The following is a 15965-nucleotide window of genomic DNA, read 5'->3' as shown; positions in this document are numbered from 1 at the left end:
TTGATGGCGGGTTTCTTCAAGAAGATCTTTTCCTTCGGCCGCAAGGACGATGAGACGAAGGAAGAACACATCGCCTCGACGCAGGCGACCGAGGCCGCTGTCGACGCGCCCGCATTGCCCGAATTCCTGCGCCAGACGCCCGAACCTGTCGATTCTTCCAGCGAGGCACCGCGCCCCGATCCTGTGCCCGAAGTGCCGATCGAGACGCCGTCGCATTCGCCTGAGCCGAAGCCGGAACTGCCCGAACCCGAACCGGTGACGCGGCCGGCCGAGCCGCAACCCGCCGCGCCGCCTGTCGAAGTGCCCGCGCAGCCGGAACCGGAAACGCCACCGGCTGAGATTCCGGTTGAGCCGACACCCATTCCCGAAGCGCCGCCGCCCTCCCCTCAGGAGGTCCCGCCGGCACCGGGGGAAATTCCCGAAGCGCCGCAGGAGGTGCCGGCCCCCGCACCGGTCGAAGTTCCGCCCGCTTCTCCCGCCGAGCCTGCGCGCGTGCCGCCACAAGCCGAAGCGCCGATCGTCCCGGATTTCCTCAAGCGCGAGATCGAAACCGTCGCGGACGAAGGCAGCCGCGTGCGCGTCACGGACAAGGTCGAGCGCGGCCCGGTTGTGGAAATCGCCGCGCCAATCGTCCAGCGGCAATGGTTCGACCGCCTGCGCGACGGCCTGTCGCGTTCCTCGCGCGAATTGTCGACCGGCATTTCCGGCGTCTTCACCAAGCGCCGCCTCGACGACGACACGTTGCAGGATCTCGAGGACGTTCTTTTGCGCGCCGATCTCGGCATGGAAACCGCGATCCGCATCACCGACACGCTGTCGGAAGGCCGGTTCGGCCGCGACGTGTCGGATGCGGAGGTCCGCACAGTGATGGCGAGCGAGATCGAAAAGGTTCTCGGCCCTGTCGCCGCACCGCTCGAACTCGATTTGTCGGTGAAGCCGCACGTCATCCTCGTCGTCGGCGTCAACGGCACCGGCAAGACGACGACAATCGGCAAGCTGGCCGCCAAGCTGACGGCGGGCGGGCTGAAAGTGACACTCGGCGCGGGCGACACGTTCCGCGCCGCCGCCATCGAACAGCTCAAAATCTGGGGCGATCGTACAGGCTCCGAGGTGGTGTCCTCCAAACTCGGCGCCGACGCAGCGGGCCTTGCCTGGGACGCCTACGAAAAGGCCAGGGAAAACGGCTCGGACGTGCTCATCATCGACACGGCCGGCCGGCTCCAGAACAAGACCGAGCTGATGGCCGAACTCGAAAAAGTCGTGCGCATCCTCAACCGCCACGACCCCGATGCACCGCACACGGTGCTACAGACGGTTGATGCGACGACCGGCCAGAACGCGATGAATCAGGTCGAGATCTTCCGCAACGTGGCGGGCGTCAACGGCCTCGTCATGACCAAGCTCGACGGCACAGCGCGCGGCGGTATTTTGGTCGCAATCGCCGCCAAATATCGCCTGCCGGTCTATTTCATCGGCGTCGGCGAAGGCGTCGACGATCTCGAACCCTTCGAAGCCCGCGACTTCGCCCGTGCGATTGCGGGCGTAAACTAGAATGATGGGTCCCAGGTTGGACATGCTAGCGTTTTGTCGCGCCCCCCTCTGTCCTGCCGGACATCTCCCCCTCAAGGGGGGAGATCACGCGCGACAAAGGTTGAGATTAGGCAATCTCCCCACCCGTGGGGGAGATGTCCGGCAGGACAGAGGGGGGCGTGAAGAAACGCAAGCCTTGCAAATGTCATCCTCTGCGCGAAAGTACCAACCATGACCCAACCCATCGTCGAGCCCGCTCCCAACGACCCGAAGAAGCAGGAGATCAACCCGCTCCTGAAGCTCGCGCTCGAGCTTGGGCCGCTGATGGTGTTCTTCTTCGCCAATATGAGAGGCGACTGGATTGTCAGAACCTTCCCGATCCTCGAACCGGTCGGCGACCCGATTTTCCTCGCCACCTTCCTGTTCATGATCGCCACCGCGATCTCACTGTCCGTCTCTTGGGCGCTCTTGCGCACGCTGCCGATGATGCCGCTCGTCTCGGGCGTCGTCGTCCTCGTCTTCGGCGCGCTGACGCTCTATCTGCAGGACGAAATCTTCATCAAGATGAAGCCGACCATCGTCAACGGCCTTTTCGCAGCCGTGCTTCTGGGCGGCCTCTTCTTCGGCAAGTCTCTGCTGGGCTACGTGTTCGAAGCAGCCTTCAAGCTCGACGCGGAAGGCTGGCGCAAGCTGACGCTGCGCTGGGGCCTGTTCTTCATCTTCCTCGCCATCCTCAACGAAGTCGTCTGGCGCATGTTCTCGACCGATTTCTGGGTCGCGTTCAAGGTCTGGGGCACGATGCCGATCACCATCGCCTTCACGCTCGCCCAGATGCCGCTCATCATGCGCCACTCGCTGGAAGAGCCGGAAAAGAAGCAGCCCGCCGAATAGAACAGACCGGAGGCACATCGATGGAGTTCATTACGACCGGCGAGGATTTGCGCCGTCACTACAGGCAGGCGAGTGAAACGGCGCTGCGCAAGGAACTGCTGGCGCTCGACGGGCACGCCAGGGGTTTTCTCGAGCGATCGCCTTTCGTCCTGATCGGCTCCTCGGACCGGAACGGCAATGCCGATGTCACCCCGAAAGGCGACCGGCCAGGCTTCGTGGCCGTGCTCGACGACACAAGGATCGCCATCCCCGACCGCCCCGGCAATAACCGGCTCGACACCTGGGAAAATTTGATCGTCAACCCGGCGGTCGGGCTGCTCTTCCTCATCCCGGGCATGAACGAGACGCTCCGGATCAACGGTATTGGCCGCATCACGGTCGATGCCGCATTGCGCGAACGACTCGCGGTCGACGGCAAACTGCCTGTCAGCGTTTTGGTCGTGGACATCCGCGCCGTCTACATGCACTGCGCCAAGGCGTTCATGCGTTCGCAATTGTGGGCGCCCCAGACATGGCCCGCCCGCGATAGTCTCCCGACGCTGGGACAGATCCTGCGCGACCAGCTCGCCATGGAGGAGACGGCGGACGCTGTGGATCGACGTCTTGCCGACGCCTACGCGAAGGCTATGTGGTAGTCGTCCTGTCACAATCGGCAGGCATGTTCGGCAAAATACTTCTGCGGAGTGCGCTGAAATGAAAATCGCGGTTCTGGGCGGTGACGGGTTCGTGGGCTGGCCGACGAGCCTGCATCTGTCGAATGCGGGCCATGACATCCATATCATCGACAATCTCTCGCGCCGCTGGATCGATACGGAACTCGGCGTCCAGTCGCTGACCCCGATGGATTCGATCCAGGAGCGCACGCGCATCTGGTATCAGGAAACGGGGCGGCGGATTCATTTCCATCTCATCGATCTCGCTCGCGACTACGAAATCCTCAAGAACTGGCTGGCAACCGAACGGCCCGACGCGATCATCCATTTCGCCGAACAGCGCGCCGCGCCCTATTCGATGAAGTCGGATCGGCACAAGAACTACACCGTCAACAACAACGTCAACGCGACGCACAATCTGCTCAACGCCATGGTCGAGACAGGCATCGACGCGCATCTCGTCCATCTGGGCACGATGGGCGTCTATGGCTACTCCACCGTCGGTGCGGCTATCCCGGAAGGCTATCTGCCGGTCGGGATCGAGACGATGGCGGGCGAAACGGTGAAGCAGGATATCCTTTATCCGTCCAATCCCGGCTCGATCTACCACATGACCAAGTGCCTCGATCAGTTGCTCTTCCAGTTCTATGCGAAGAACGACGGGGTGCGGATCACCGACCTTCATCAGGGCATCGTCTGGGGCACGCATACCGACCAGACGCGCCGCCATGCCCAGCTCGTCAACCGCTTCGACTATGACGGCGACTACGGCACGGTGCTGAACCGCTTTTTGATTCAGGCCGCGATCGGCTATCCGCTGACCGTCCACGGCACGGGCGGCCAGACCCGCGCCTTCATCCACATCCAGGATTCGGTGCGCTGCATCGAGATCGCCCTTCAGGCCGCACCCAAGCGCGGCGAACGCGTGAAGATCTTCAACCAGATGACCGAAACGCACCGCGTGCGCGACCTGGCCGAAATGGTGGCGAAGATTGCCGGAGGAACGGTGGCGTACATGCCGAACCCGCGCAAGGAAGCGGCGGAAAACGATCTCGTGGTGAAGAACGAACAATTCCTCGAACTCGGCCTCGACCCGATCCGGCTGGAGACCGGGCTTCTGGCGGAAGTCGTGGACGTGGCAAAGAAATTCGCCTACCGCGTCGACCGCTCACGCATACCCGCCGTTTCGGCCTGGACGAAAGACATCGCCCCGACGCTCGACCGCGACCCGGAAGGCAAGGCGTTGAAGAGCGTGATCTGACAAGGAATGATGACAGAAAAATCCATTGTCTATACCCGGCATGCAGAAACCGCGTTGCTTGAGCGGGAACTCGAAGGGGTTGGGTTGAAGCGACGGTAAGAAATCCAGATTGGATTATCGACGATCGTACGACCGAAGGTGCCAAACGACATTTCAAATCGATCCAAGAAGCCGGCGACCGTACACCCTTCGGGTCGCTTGCTTGGAAAGCGCGACGGAAATCCGTATATTGACTGCATTCTTCGACCGTAAGGCAAGGCAACCGAAATGAGCCCACAAGTCGACTACGACGCCGAAGCCAACGCAGCTTACATCCGGCTTTCCAGCGCCAGCGTGCTGGAAAGCGAAGAGGTGTCGCCCGGGATCGTCTTTGACTTCGATGCCGACGGCCATATCGTCGGTATCGAACTTCTCGATGCGAAAACGCAATTGTCGCAGGAATTGCTGACTCCGGCCCCCTGATTGCTTTTTATGGCCACCGCCTACGTCACCCTCGTCACCAATGCTGATTACGTGCTTGGCGCGACGGCGCTTGTCCGTTCGCTCAAGCTGACGGGGACGACCGCGGACATCGTGGTCATGCACACAGGCGGCTTGGCGCGAAAGGCGTTGGCACCGCTCGAAGCGCTGGGCGCGCGGCTGCAGGAAGTCGATCTTTTGCCGACGTCGGACGCCTTCATTGAACGCCATACACGCGACCGCATCCATGCCGACAGGCCGTTCACCAAAGGCCGCAAGCCCGATTTCCACACCCCGCTCGACAATTTCGCCAAGCTGCGGCTCTGGCAGATGGAGGTTTACGAGCGCGTCGTCTTCATCGATGCCGACGCCATCGTCGTCCGCAACATCGACCGGCTGTTCGCCTATCCCGAATTTTCGGCCGCGCCGAACGTCTATGAAGGCTTGGCCGACTTCCACCGGCTGAATTCGGGCGTTTTCGTAGCCAAGCCATCGCAGGCTACATTCGACGCGATGCTGGAACGGCTCGATGCGCCGGACGCGCATTGGCCGCGTACCGACCAGACCTTCCTGCAAGCCTTCTTCCCCGACTGGCACGGCCTGCCGGTCTTCTTCAACATGTTGCAATATGTGTGGTTCGCACTGCCGGAATTGTGGGACTGGAAGTCCGTCCATGTGATTCACTACCAGTATGAAAAGCCGTGGGAAGCGGACCATCCCAAGGCCGACCGGCTGCGCCCGCTGATCGATCTGTGGCAGGCCTATGCGACGGGCGGGAACGTGCCGAACATCGACACCTTGCCAAATCCGGCACACACAAGATGAACGTGCTTATCACCGGCGGCACAGGCTATGTCGGACGCTTCCTCGTTGAACGGCTTTTGGCGGACGGCGACGCAGTGACAGTGTTCGGGCGCAATGCGCCGGCGCATGGTTTCTTTTCACGGACCGTCCAATTCGTCGCCGGCGACCTTGAACCGGCAAACTTCGCGCCCGACTGGCTTGCCGGCTTCGATGCCGTCATCCATGCCGCATTCGATCATGTGCCGGGCAAATATCGCGACGGCGAGGGCGACGACGCGGACGGGTTCGTCCGCCGCAACCGGGATGCCGGCATCGCGCTGTTCGAGGCGGCGAAACAGGCGCGCGTTCCCCGCGTGGTGTTCCTGTCCACCCGCGCTGTCTACGGTCCGAAAGCGCCGGGGAAGATACTGACGGAAGAAACGCCCGCCGAGCCGGATACGCTCTACGGGCGCGTGAAGCTGGAAGCCGAGAACGCACTTGCCGCCCTTGCCGATGAACATTTCACGCCCGTTTCGCTGCGCGTTACCGGCGTCTACGGACCGGCCGGACCCGGCCGGGCGCACAAATGGGCGGGGCTGTTAGCGGACCATATTGCGGGAAAGCCGACTCCCCCGCGAGCGGGCACGGAAGTGCATGGCGCTGATGTCGCTGCAGCCGTGCGCATCGCGCTCGACCACGCCAAGCCGCCGCCCGTCCTGAACGTGTCGGACCTTCTGGTGGATCAGCGTGATTTGCTCGCGATTGTCGATGAAATCACGGGCGTCAAACGCCTCTTGCCGGAGCGCGCCGATACATCCGGTATCAATGCGATGGATTGCACGCCTTTGAAATCGTTTGGCTGGAAGCCGGGCGGCGAGGCGCTCTTACGCGCCACCGTGAAAAAATTACTGCTCTAGCCGTTCGGTCCCCACACACCGTCATTGAACGGTTGCCGCTGGACCGCGTTTTCTGAACTGCTAAGCTGCGGGCTCGCGGTTTATCAGGACCGCGCCGGTTGCCGCTGGACCGCGTTTTCTGAACTGCTAAGCTCGATCACGTCAACCGCCTGACCCGGGGCGGGTTGCCGCTGGACCGCGTTTTCTGAACTGCTAAGCTGGGCGTTAGCATGTGTACCGTGAGACTTCCGTTGCCGCTGGACCGCGTTTTCTGAACTGCTAAGCTAGAGATTGCACATGGATCGATGATGCTCATGTTGCCGCTGGACCGCGTTTTCTGAACTGCTAAGCTCAGCATACGGCTCATTGCGTATTCCTTTCGGTTGCCGCTGGACCGCGTTTTCTGAACTGCTAAGCTCTCGGTGACACCAAACAGATCAAGCGTCTGGTTGCCGCTGGACCGCGTTTTCTGAACTGCTAAGCTCGCCCCGCGCGGCGATCCCGCGCCGGCGCGGTTGCCGCTGGACCGCGTTTTCTGAACTGCTAAGCTGACCTCTCCGAGTTTCCGGGCGGTTTCTTCGTTGCCGCTGGACCGCGTTTTCTGAACTGCTAAGCTATTCTTGATCAGGTCGTCGATGTCCACGGGGTTGCCGCTGGACCGCGTTTTCTGAACTGCTAAGCTAGGCCGAAAGCTCGATCATCGCGCGGGCGAGTTGCCGCTGGACCGCGTTTTCTGAACTGCTAAGCTTCAACGCGGCCCTTCCCGCGCTACGCGACGGTTGCCGCTGGACCGCGTTTTCTGAACTGCTAAGCTTGGCGCGAATTATGTTCGCACCACGCACAAGTTGCCGCTGGACCGCGTTTTCTGAACTGCTAAGCTCGAACATCAGGGCGAATCGCTGGCCTATCTGTTGCCGCTGGACCGCGTTTTCTGAACTGCTAAGCTGGTCTTTCGTCGCGTTCGGCAGAAGTCCGAGTTGCCGCTGGACCGCGTTTTCTGAACTGCTAAGCTCGGCATTCGGGCAGGTCGGTCATTGCAGTCGTTGCCGCTGGACCGCGTTTTCTGAACTGCTAAGCTGGTTGCCCATGCCACCCCGGTACGCCCACGGTTGCCGCTGGACCGCGTTTTCTGAACTGCTAAGCTGCCGCGCGCGATGAAGTCAAAAAGTCGCTGGTTGCCGCTGGACCGCGTTTTCTGAACTGCTAAGCTCGACGACGAGGCCGATCGCATGGTGCATGGGTTGCCGCTGGACCGCGTTTTCTGAACTGCTAAGCTTTTTCGGCGTCGCGCTCTGGATCGCGTTTGGTTGCCGCTGGACCGCGTTTTCTGAACTGCTAAGCTCTGCCGGGTTGGCGGCGCGTTGAGTGCTCGGTTGCCGCTGGACCGCGTTTTCTGAACTGCTAAGCTAACCTCCATGCACGCCTGGGCAATCGCGATGTTGCCGCTGGACCGCGTTTTCTGAACTGCTAAGCTCCATAAGCGCCTCGGCATCTTTGGCGTCCAGTTGCCGCTGGACCGCGTTTTCTGAACTGCTAAGCTGTGAAGGAGTATTCGTAATGCCCTGGGCGTTGCCGCTGGACCGCGTTTTCTGAACTGCTAAGCTAGCCGTTGCCGTCGCTCATGCGGGCGCTGGGTTGCCGCTGGACCGCGTTTTCTGAACTGCTAAGCTAAACTATAACCGCACGTCTGCTTTGGGCATGTTGCCGCTGGACCGCGTTTTCTGAACTGCTAAGCTACCGACGACCGAGTGCATGGGCGGCAACAGGTTGCCGCTGGACCGCGTTTTCTGAACTGCTAAGCTCGCCCAACACGTCACCAGATGCGGCGTTGAGTTGCCGCTGGACCGCGTTTTCTGAACTGCTAAGCTGTTAAGCGATCTGGTCGCAACCGGAAAGGTGTTGCCGCTGGACCGCGTTTTCTGAACTGCTAAGCTCGTCATCGGTTTCTACCTGTAGGCGTTCCAGTTGCCGCTGGACCGCGTTTTCTGAACTGCTAAGCTTTTTCGGCGGTCTTCTTTACCCGCGCTAAGGTTGCCGCTGGACCGCGTTTTCTGAACTGCTAAGCTTGCTATTTACATATTTTGCTCGTTCGCATAGTTGCCGCTGGACCGCGTTTTCTGAACTGCTAAGCTAGATGTCCTCCGATCTCCCTGAAAAACAACGGGAAATCGGAGGCATCGACGCTTTGGAAATGGCGCGTGATGCTAAAAAAGCGCCATTTGATCGGGATTTTTCTGACGCCGTCGGCGGCGTTGATCGGAGAATCGCACGATGTTTTCATATTGTCGGTCTGTGAACTGAAAGACATAGACCTCACCCCAGGCAGGCAGGTTGCGCTCGATCTTGCGAAGGTGTGCCTCGAACTGTTCCTTGCCGTTGCAAAAGCGCAGATAATTCGAAAGTTGGCTCATCTCGAAGCCGAGATCAAGCAGGTAATGCCTGAACTTCGTTGCGGCCGCGCGCTGCTTTTTCGTCTCCACCGGAAGATCGAACGTCACCAATATCCACATCAGCTGATATCCGCTCAAATGGGAAAAGCCCGTATTGGCCCTGTCCTCGCGCCGCGTCATGGATCGGACGGAAGGAGGCCGGAGCGGACGGCTGGACGAAGCGGCAGAACGAGATTTCGGCGCCCCGTGACGAAGCTCTCGGCCACGGAATGCACGAAACGCTGCACCTGTACGCCAAGAGGCGAGATTGTCCCGTCGCCATTGTCGAGATCGACCGCCGTCATGGCCGCAAGACGATGTTTGGCTTCGGCGCTCACGCCTTGTTCGCCGGCTGCGACGAGATCGAGGACGAGTTGGTCGACCAGAGGCCGGTAGGGTTCCATCAAATCGTCTGAAAGCGCGAAGGCATTGGTTCGGTTCGCATGGAAAACGCCGATCGTGGGATGCAGGCCGGCCGCGCAGATAGCACGCGAAACCACGGCGCGCAGAACGGTATAGCCATAGTTCAACAATGCGTTCGCACCTTCGGCCGACCTGTCGCGGGAAAAGCCCGGCCCGAAAAGCGCCTTCCAGTAGCGTCGCGCGGCTTGCGCCTCGATATTGTCGGGATCGCCCGAGCGGACCTTGCGCGCCAGAAGGTCGAAAGCGCCGGCTTGGCCCCCATTTCCCGAAAGAACATGGCCCTGCATGCGGATTTTCGCAGCCACGATCTGCCGCCAGATCTGTTTTGTCAGCGGCTTTGAAACGCCGATCTGCGCCCGCATGCGCGCGCCTTGCGCATGATGGCCGTGCAGCGGCCAGATGCAGGCAACCGGTGCGTGGTTGCTGCCGCATATGACGATGGGGACGGCGCGCTCGGAAAGCCGCACCATCACCGAGTTCGACCAGCTCGTGCCATGCGCGTGAACGATCAGCGCACCGATATCGTCGAGCGGGATGCGGCCCTTTTCCTCACCGGCCGAACTGACGGTCAGAAACCCGCGATGGACAGCAAGGAAAAGACCGTCGGTTTCGATATCGACAACGCGTTCCATGACATTGCAAGACCCATGAATACCCGCAATGGTTGAAACAAAATCGTTGAATTATACTTAAGGGTGCGGCCTTGATCTTTTTGCCGCACGCGATTGCGCATCCTGCGGTCCGGGATCGAACACGCGGCCGGTTTCATCGACGCGAATTTGGCGAAGACCGATCTGCTTCAAGCCATTCGGCATTTTGCTGAAATCGCGAAACGGGTCGTCCACGTCCTTGTGGCGCTCGCTCAGGTTTCCGCTTTCTAGGTGTCCATCGAACCAGATTTGCTTGTTCTGACCAAACTTGCGGACCCGTGCGATGCTTCGGGTGTCCCCTTCCTGATAGGCGACCATGTCGTTTTGCCGAAGGCTGAGCACTTTGCGGGCGTTGTGGTGCTTTTCGCGCATCGCCGGCTTCCAGCCAGGCTGATGCGCATCGAACATGGAAACGACTTCTGCGTCCCATTGCCCATCCGACAGTTCCCAGACGTCGTATCGATAGTTGGAGCCGCCCATATAGCCTTTGTAGGGTCGGCCCTCCTTGTCACGAATCGCGATCACGTTCAGCCCGTCGACCAGACGAACGCGGCGAATTCGGTGAAACGGCCCTTCCGCCTTCTGAAATTTCATCAATGCCTGCGTGAAAGCCGCGCCGCTCAAACCTGCCACGAATGGATCGAGGGCAGCCTTGAGATCGCCATCCCGGATCGAGGGGATATCCTTGTCCGTCAGGGACAGGAACGGCTTGCGGCGCACGACGACCATGTTTCCATTTTCGTCCGTCTGGCCAGTCAGCCCGTAAGCGGTATCGTTGTGCAGCCGGCTCACCGTCGGACCGGTCGAGCCATTGGCGGGCAGAGTGCCACGATCGGGCTTGTGGCTTACGATGATCCGACCGGCGACTGCCTTCAACTCCTCGCGGAAAGACGGCCATGGCGGATCTATGTGGCGAAGCGCATCTTCGGCGCCGTTTTCCTCATTGCGTGCGGCAGCGGTGGCGATCTTCTGCAAAAGGCTTCGGGTCGACACACCGATGACGGCCGCATCGATCGCATGGTGACGATGATCTTTTCTGTTCTTGCCTTTTGCCGTCTGACCGTAATTGTGGTCGTGAAGAAGATTGTTGAGGCCCCATTTGCGACGCAGCATCTCGGTCATTTGCCCAGTGACGACGATGACGTGGTTGCGGCGCTTGAGCACGCCGTCGCCGTCCGGCTCCTCATCACCGTAGAGGGCACCCAGATAGTCGTGCGCCAGGCGCGCAAGATATTGCGTGTCGGTCAGTTGCCGGTCGAGGAAATCTCGGTTTTTCTCGAACTGCTCCATCGCGTCGCGAGCGAACCGCCAGCGTTTGTTTTCAGGCAGCCGCGCGGCGCGCTCCAATATGTCGTCATAGCGATCCATCCACTGCGGAACCTCGGACGGAATGCAGTTGCCTTTTTGGCGGTTCGCTTCGCGCGTACACAGGATTCGGTTGCCCTGGCTGTCGTCGAGGCTGCGGGACCATGGCAGGATATGGTCTATATCGACCGCTCCGGAGAACAGCATTTCGACGGTGATGACCGTTCCGCTGTAAACGCATCGCCTGTCGAGCGGGTTTTCCTTGTTCAGATCCTCCCACAGCCGCAGAAGCATCCGGTTATAGCCGTTGTCAGCGACGCGAATTTCCTCACGCAGCTTTTGAGAGCGGCGCTCCGCGTCGCGCGTGTTGCGCGCGATGAGGGTGTTGATCTTTTTCTTCTGCTCGTCGCTCTGGTTAAGTTCGCGTGCCAGTTCAAGTGCGATCCGGTTCGGCTTTCCATGGCGCGCGATCAATCGGTTGACGAGGCGGCGAAGCTGATTGAGCCCGATATGCACGGTCGGATTGGTGATGCGGCCCATCCGCACGTCATAGGGATCACCGGACTCTCCGCTGCCGGGTGGAATGCGGCGCTCCAGCACCTCCTGATATTTCGGCAGACGATCAAGCCCCTCGCCTTGCCGTGCGAGTGCGTGATCGTACCCGGCTCGTTCGGCAGCCTTGGCCTCGCTTATGACGACCTGTCGACCGTTTTCGTCCGTGTCGGTACCGTCGACCAGATGATCGAGGAGCGAAGAAAGCGCACTTGGACCGAGCCGCCCGTAGCCTTCCGGCAGATCGATCGACGCAACGACTTCTGCCGCACCTTCTGACAGGGCGTGGGTCTCGACCAGCCATCGATGCAGCTTGGCCGAATCCTGCTCTTCCCGCAGCCGGCTGACCACCTCCCATTGCGCGTCGAGCGACAATGAGGACCAGGCGTTCGCAAAGGCGTCCTTTGCGGACAGAGCGGCCGAGACCTCGTCTCCGGCCATATCCTTGCGGCTTTCCGTTTCCTTGTTGAAGCGAATGTCGGAGCCGAGCTTCAGGACCTGTCGCAACGCCCCGTATGTAACCTTGCGTGTCGAACGCAGCTTGCGAATGAGGTTGTCACGTTCGTCCGGCGACAGCTTGCGCTGCGAGAGGTCGGGCAATACCAACTCAAGCTCGTTGACTTCCTTGTAAAGTCGAAAAGTCTGGAACAGCGGATGCGCTCTTGGCAGGCGGTTCTCAAGGGAGTTGAAACTGCACTTGCCCGGCTTCTGCGGCTTGAGTTCCCGCTGAAAGAACGTGACGCGGAACAGGTGCGCACGGCGCTCTTCAGTGTAGATATGCGGCTGAAACCTTGCCTGCGCATGCCAGATCGCGTTGAACTCGTCTTCAAGCATCTTGCGCTGGGGGTAGAAATCATACCCTTGTTTGGCGCTCGCCGGCACCGTGTCTTCCCCGTCCACCGAGCCCGCCCGCACGCGCACCTGCCCCAACTGGACCGGATCGTAGCCACGTCGCCCGGCAAGAAATTCGCCGAGCGTTCTGGCGCGGGCCTCTTTAATGGCAAGATGGAGTCTTTCCGCTCCCAGCTCGATCGCACCCTTTTCGTTCGAGCGCTTGTCGGTCTTGCGATTGGATTTGAACCCTCGCCGCTGATTGAGATGGAAGAGTGCACGTCCGACGTGAAACGGCGGCAATTCCGCATCCAGCGCCCGCGAGCGAAGATTGTAGACATCCGCCTGTGCAATCGGGTCGATTGTTCTTCCGCGGTCGCGCGTCTCCGAAACCAGAGCGTGACGCGCGGCGGTATCGACCGGCATCAAGCCATATTCGCTCAAGGTGCGCAGCACCGCCTTGCGTCGTCGCTTGTAGCGTTCCCTCCGACGTGACATGCCCCGGGCGATGCGTCGCCCTTCGGCAAGCGAATTTCCTGATTTTGGCTCACGGCCATCAGAAAAAATGCGCACGCCGGCATCGACGATCCGGTAGGGCTCGCTCTTTGCGTTCAGCGCAAAAATGCACCAGCCAATCGAGTTGGTGCCCATATCGAATGAAAAGAGCGTATTGTGCATGCCGTCCCCCTGCCCAGGCGGGGATTTTTATCGATCACGACTTCAAAGTAAAGTTTGACATGAAAGTTCATGGGCAACGTGAAGACCACCGCCTCGTTAGTCTGAAAGACTAACAAACATTACTTGCATTTCGTCGCGCATACGCTATAGTGCGGTCACTGCTTAGCAGTTCAGAAAACGCGGTCTGGCCGTTAACAAGCTTCGACAGCACCAGATAAGGCCCTCGCCACGGCGGGGGCTTTTTATTTGATACTGCAATCCGCACGGTTAAGACCGCCTCGAAGCCTTCAGATCCTTCGCGAACGGCCAGGTCGTATGTGCCAGCGCGTCGATGCCCGACGCCGTGAGCGGCGCGCCGAACAGGAAGCCTTGCAAAAGGTCCGGGCGGACGTGTTCGGCCAGAGTCTTCAACTGCTCGAAGGTCTCCACGCCCTCGATCGTGACCGCGAGGCCGAGCGGGCGCGACATGTCGACGATTCCGCGCAACAGGTCGAGCGCGCGCCGGTTCTGCGTCACGTCCATCAGGAAGGAGCGGTCGATCTTGATCTTGTCGAGCGGCAGATTGTGCAGGTAGCTGAGCGACGAATAGCCGGTTCCGAAATCGTCGAGCGCGATCCGGACGCCCATCCGCTTCATGTCCTCGATGTAGCGCCGCGTCATTGCCTTGTCGTCGAGAAGCGCGGTTTCGGTCACCTCCAGTTCGAGACGCCGCGCGCAAAGCCCGCTGTCGCCAAGCGCCCTTTCGATCGTCGCGACGATGTCGCCCGACCGGAAATCCTTTGCCGACAGATTGACGGAGACGCCGATATGCTCGGGCCAAAGCACGCATTGCCGGCATGCCGTGTCGAGCACCAATTCGCTGATCCGGGACACGATACCCATCTCCTCGGCCAGAGGAATGAAGATTGCGGGCGAGATCGCTCCAAGTTCCGGATGATCCCACCGGCAAAGCGCCTCGCAACCGGCGATTTGCATCGTCTCCATCGACACGATCGGCTGATAGACGACGCGAAGGGCCTTGTCTTCGATGGCGGCGCGCAGATCGATCTTGAGACGCTGCTTGCGGCGGAATGCCTGGTCCATCTCCTCCTCGAAGAGATACCAGGACGCCTTGCCGAGTTCCTTTGCCCGGTAAAGGGCAAGGTCGGCCTTCACCACCATGCCGTCGACATCGGCGCCATGAACCGGGACCAGAACCGCGCCGCCCGATGCCTGTATGCGCAAAACGTGACCTGCCACATGCGCATCGCCTGTGAGCGTGTCGAAAATGACGTTCATGCGCTCGGTAAAGGTGTCGGCATCCGGGACATTGTCGAAATAGAGCGCGAATTCGTCGCCGCCAAAGCGGCTGATGACGATGTCCCTGCTCTCGAACGGCTTCAGCTTCCGGGCGATCGCGTCGATCAGTCCGTCGCCGACAGGGTGGCCGAGCGTATCGTTCACGGTCTTGAAATCGTCGAGGTCGAGGATAACCAGGCCGATCGTGCGCCGCCGGTCGCCCGTTTCGCTCGCCTCGATCATCAGTTCGTTGAAGTAGTCCCGGTTCGGCAGTCCCGTCAGGCTGTCGTAGCGGGCCATATGCCTGATCTTGTCGTCCGATTCGACGCGACGCGTGACGTCCTCGAAGGTGATGACACCCAGTTCGTCCCGCCCCGCACGCGCGGTGAATTCCAGATGACGGCCATCGGTCAGTTTGAGCCGCAGGCGGCGCTCGCGCCCGTCGCGGATCGCCTTCATCAATTCGGCATCCGCGAAGCTTGCATCCTTCGTCGACAAAAGGCCGCTTGCCGCGACACGCAGCAGCAGCGCCTTCAAGGTGCGGCGCTGCAACAGCGAGGCGTCTTCGAAACGCAGCGCTTCGGCCGCGCGCATGTTCGCCACCACGGTCTTGCCCTCGGCGTCGAGCATGACGAGCCCGTGCGGCATGGTGTTCAGGGCGCGATCGAAGCGCTGGGCGATGTCCTTGGTCTTCAATTCTTCCGAGATCGCCGATATCAGGATGCCGCGCACATTGGCGGCCATGCGCATCAGGATGATCATGAACGGAACGATGTAGAGGCCGAGCAGGAAATAGTTGAACTCGCCCTTCAGCATCAGCGCGGCAGCGACCGGCAGCACGCTGGTGAAGCCGAACACGGCGACCATCGGCCGCGAGCCGTAATTGCGCCCGACGACCGTCGCCGCGCCCGCCATGATCACGGCGATGGCGGCCAGTTCTCCGAAAACGTCGGGGACGAGCACGATGGCTGTGAAGGCGAAGGCGCCCATGAAGGCGCTCTGGACGATGCCTCCCAGAATATAGGCTCGTTCAGCCCGTCGGGCTGACGCCATATCCGTGATCGCATTGGTCTTCTTGACGTGGCGGATCGTCAGGTAGCGGTATGTGGACGACACGAGCAGCGCCGCGCCGAGAATCAGATAGATCGGGTGCCGTGTCGTCCCGTAGACCAGTATCGCGATCAGGCCGTTGCACACACCTGCGGTCAAAAGCACGCCAGGATCTTCGAACAACGAGCGTACGAAGCCAACATGGATATGCCGGTCAACTGATGTCTTTTCCGGTTTCACCGCCAGGTCCCGTCAAGTTGCGTTACAAGCTGTGACAGACCCTGCTTAAACAATCA

The 15965-nt window shown here is 60.5% G+C and carries 11 protein-coding genes and 1 CRISPR repeat array; of the genes, 7 read left to right on the top strand and 4 right to left on the bottom strand.

Features of this window, described 5'->3' with window-relative positions; translation table 11 throughout:
* The first annotated feature begins 3 nt into the window (after positions 1-3).
* The 7 genes from ftsY (at position 4) to GTW25_RS09470 (ending at position 6494) form a co-directional block, all read left to right on the top strand.
* Entirely contained in the window at positions 4-1551 is a 1548-nt protein-coding gene (ftsY, locus tag GTW25_RS09500) for a signal recognition particle-docking protein FtsY (protein WP_252911833.1), read from the top strand.
* Positions 1552-1761: 210 nt separating this feature from the next.
* Complete coding sequence (locus GTW25_RS09495) at positions 1762-2421, top strand: septation protein A (RefSeq protein ID WP_252911831.1); 660 nt, start codon at positions 1762-1764, stop codon at positions 2419-2421.
* Between the two features lie 20 nt (positions 2422-2441).
* Positions 2442-3056: a pyridoxamine 5'-phosphate oxidase family protein gene (locus GTW25_RS09490; protein WP_252911829.1), complete on the top strand. Its 615-nt coding sequence runs from the start codon at positions 2442-2444 to the stop codon at positions 3054-3056.
* Between the two features lie 58 nt (positions 3057-3114).
* The gene (locus tag GTW25_RS09485; RefSeq protein WP_252911827.1) at positions 3115-4335 is read left to right on the top strand and encodes an NAD-dependent epimerase/dehydratase family protein; all 1221 of its coding nucleotides are present in this window, start codon (positions 3115-3117) and stop codon (positions 4333-4335) included.
* 267 nt (positions 4336-4602) lie between these two features.
* The gene (locus tag GTW25_RS09480) at positions 4603-4797 is read left to right on the top strand and encodes a DUF2283 domain-containing protein (protein ID WP_252911826.1); all 195 of its coding nucleotides are present in this window, start codon (positions 4603-4605) and stop codon (positions 4795-4797) included.
* 9 nt (positions 4798-4806) lie between these two features.
* Entirely contained in the window at positions 4807-5619 is an 813-nt protein-coding gene (locus tag GTW25_RS09475) for a glycosyltransferase (protein ID WP_252911825.1), read from the top strand.
* Positions 5616-6494 carry an NAD-dependent epimerase/dehydratase family protein gene (locus GTW25_RS09470; protein WP_252911824.1) on the top strand — a complete coding sequence of 293 codons (879 nt, stop codon included), beginning with the start codon at positions 5616-5618 and terminating at the stop codon, positions 6492-6494. The genes GTW25_RS09475 and GTW25_RS09470 overlap by 4 nt, the downstream gene beginning before the upstream one ends.
* 31 nt (positions 6495-6525) lie before the next feature.
* A CRISPR array of direct repeats spans positions 6526-8605; the repeat unit is 36 nt; unit sequence GTTGCCGCTGGACCGCGTTTTCTGAACTGCTAAGCT.
* 72 nt (positions 8606-8677) lie between these two features.
* Here the strand turns inward: GTW25_RS09470 and cas2 are convergent.
* The 4 genes from cas2 to GTW25_RS09450 form a co-directional block, all read right to left on the bottom strand.
* Entirely contained in the window at positions 8678-9043 is a 366-nt protein-coding gene (gene cas2, locus GTW25_RS09465; RefSeq protein WP_252911822.1) for a CRISPR-associated endonuclease Cas2, read from the bottom strand.
* Positions 9040-9957: a type II CRISPR-associated endonuclease Cas1 gene (gene cas1, locus GTW25_RS09460; RefSeq protein ID WP_252911821.1), complete on the bottom strand. Its 918-nt coding sequence runs from the start codon at positions 9955-9957 to the stop codon at positions 9040-9042. Before cas1 ends, cas2 begins: the two co-directional genes overlap by 4 nt.
* 57 nt (positions 9958-10014) lie before the next feature.
* Positions 10015-13341, bottom strand: coding sequence for a type II CRISPR RNA-guided endonuclease Cas9 (gene cas9 / locus GTW25_RS09455; protein WP_252911819.1), 3327 nt, complete (start codon positions 13339-13341; stop codon positions 10015-10017).
* A 267-nt stretch (positions 13342-13608) separates the two neighbouring features.
* On the bottom strand, positions 13609-15834 hold the full coding sequence (locus GTW25_RS09450) for a putative bifunctional diguanylate cyclase/phosphodiesterase (RefSeq protein WP_252911818.1): 2226 nt from the start codon (positions 15832-15834) through the stop codon (positions 13609-13611).
* Positions 15835-15965: the final 131 nt, after the last annotated feature.

The organism is Aliihoeflea aestuarii, from assembly GCF_024105665.1.
In the GTDB taxonomy this organism is placed as follows: Bacteria; Pseudomonadota; Alphaproteobacteria; order Rhizobiales; family Rhizobiaceae; genus Aliihoeflea; species Aliihoeflea aestuarii.
The sequence above is the reverse complement of the archived record's forward strand: the minus strand, read 5'-3'. Positions and strand labels throughout refer to the sequence as shown.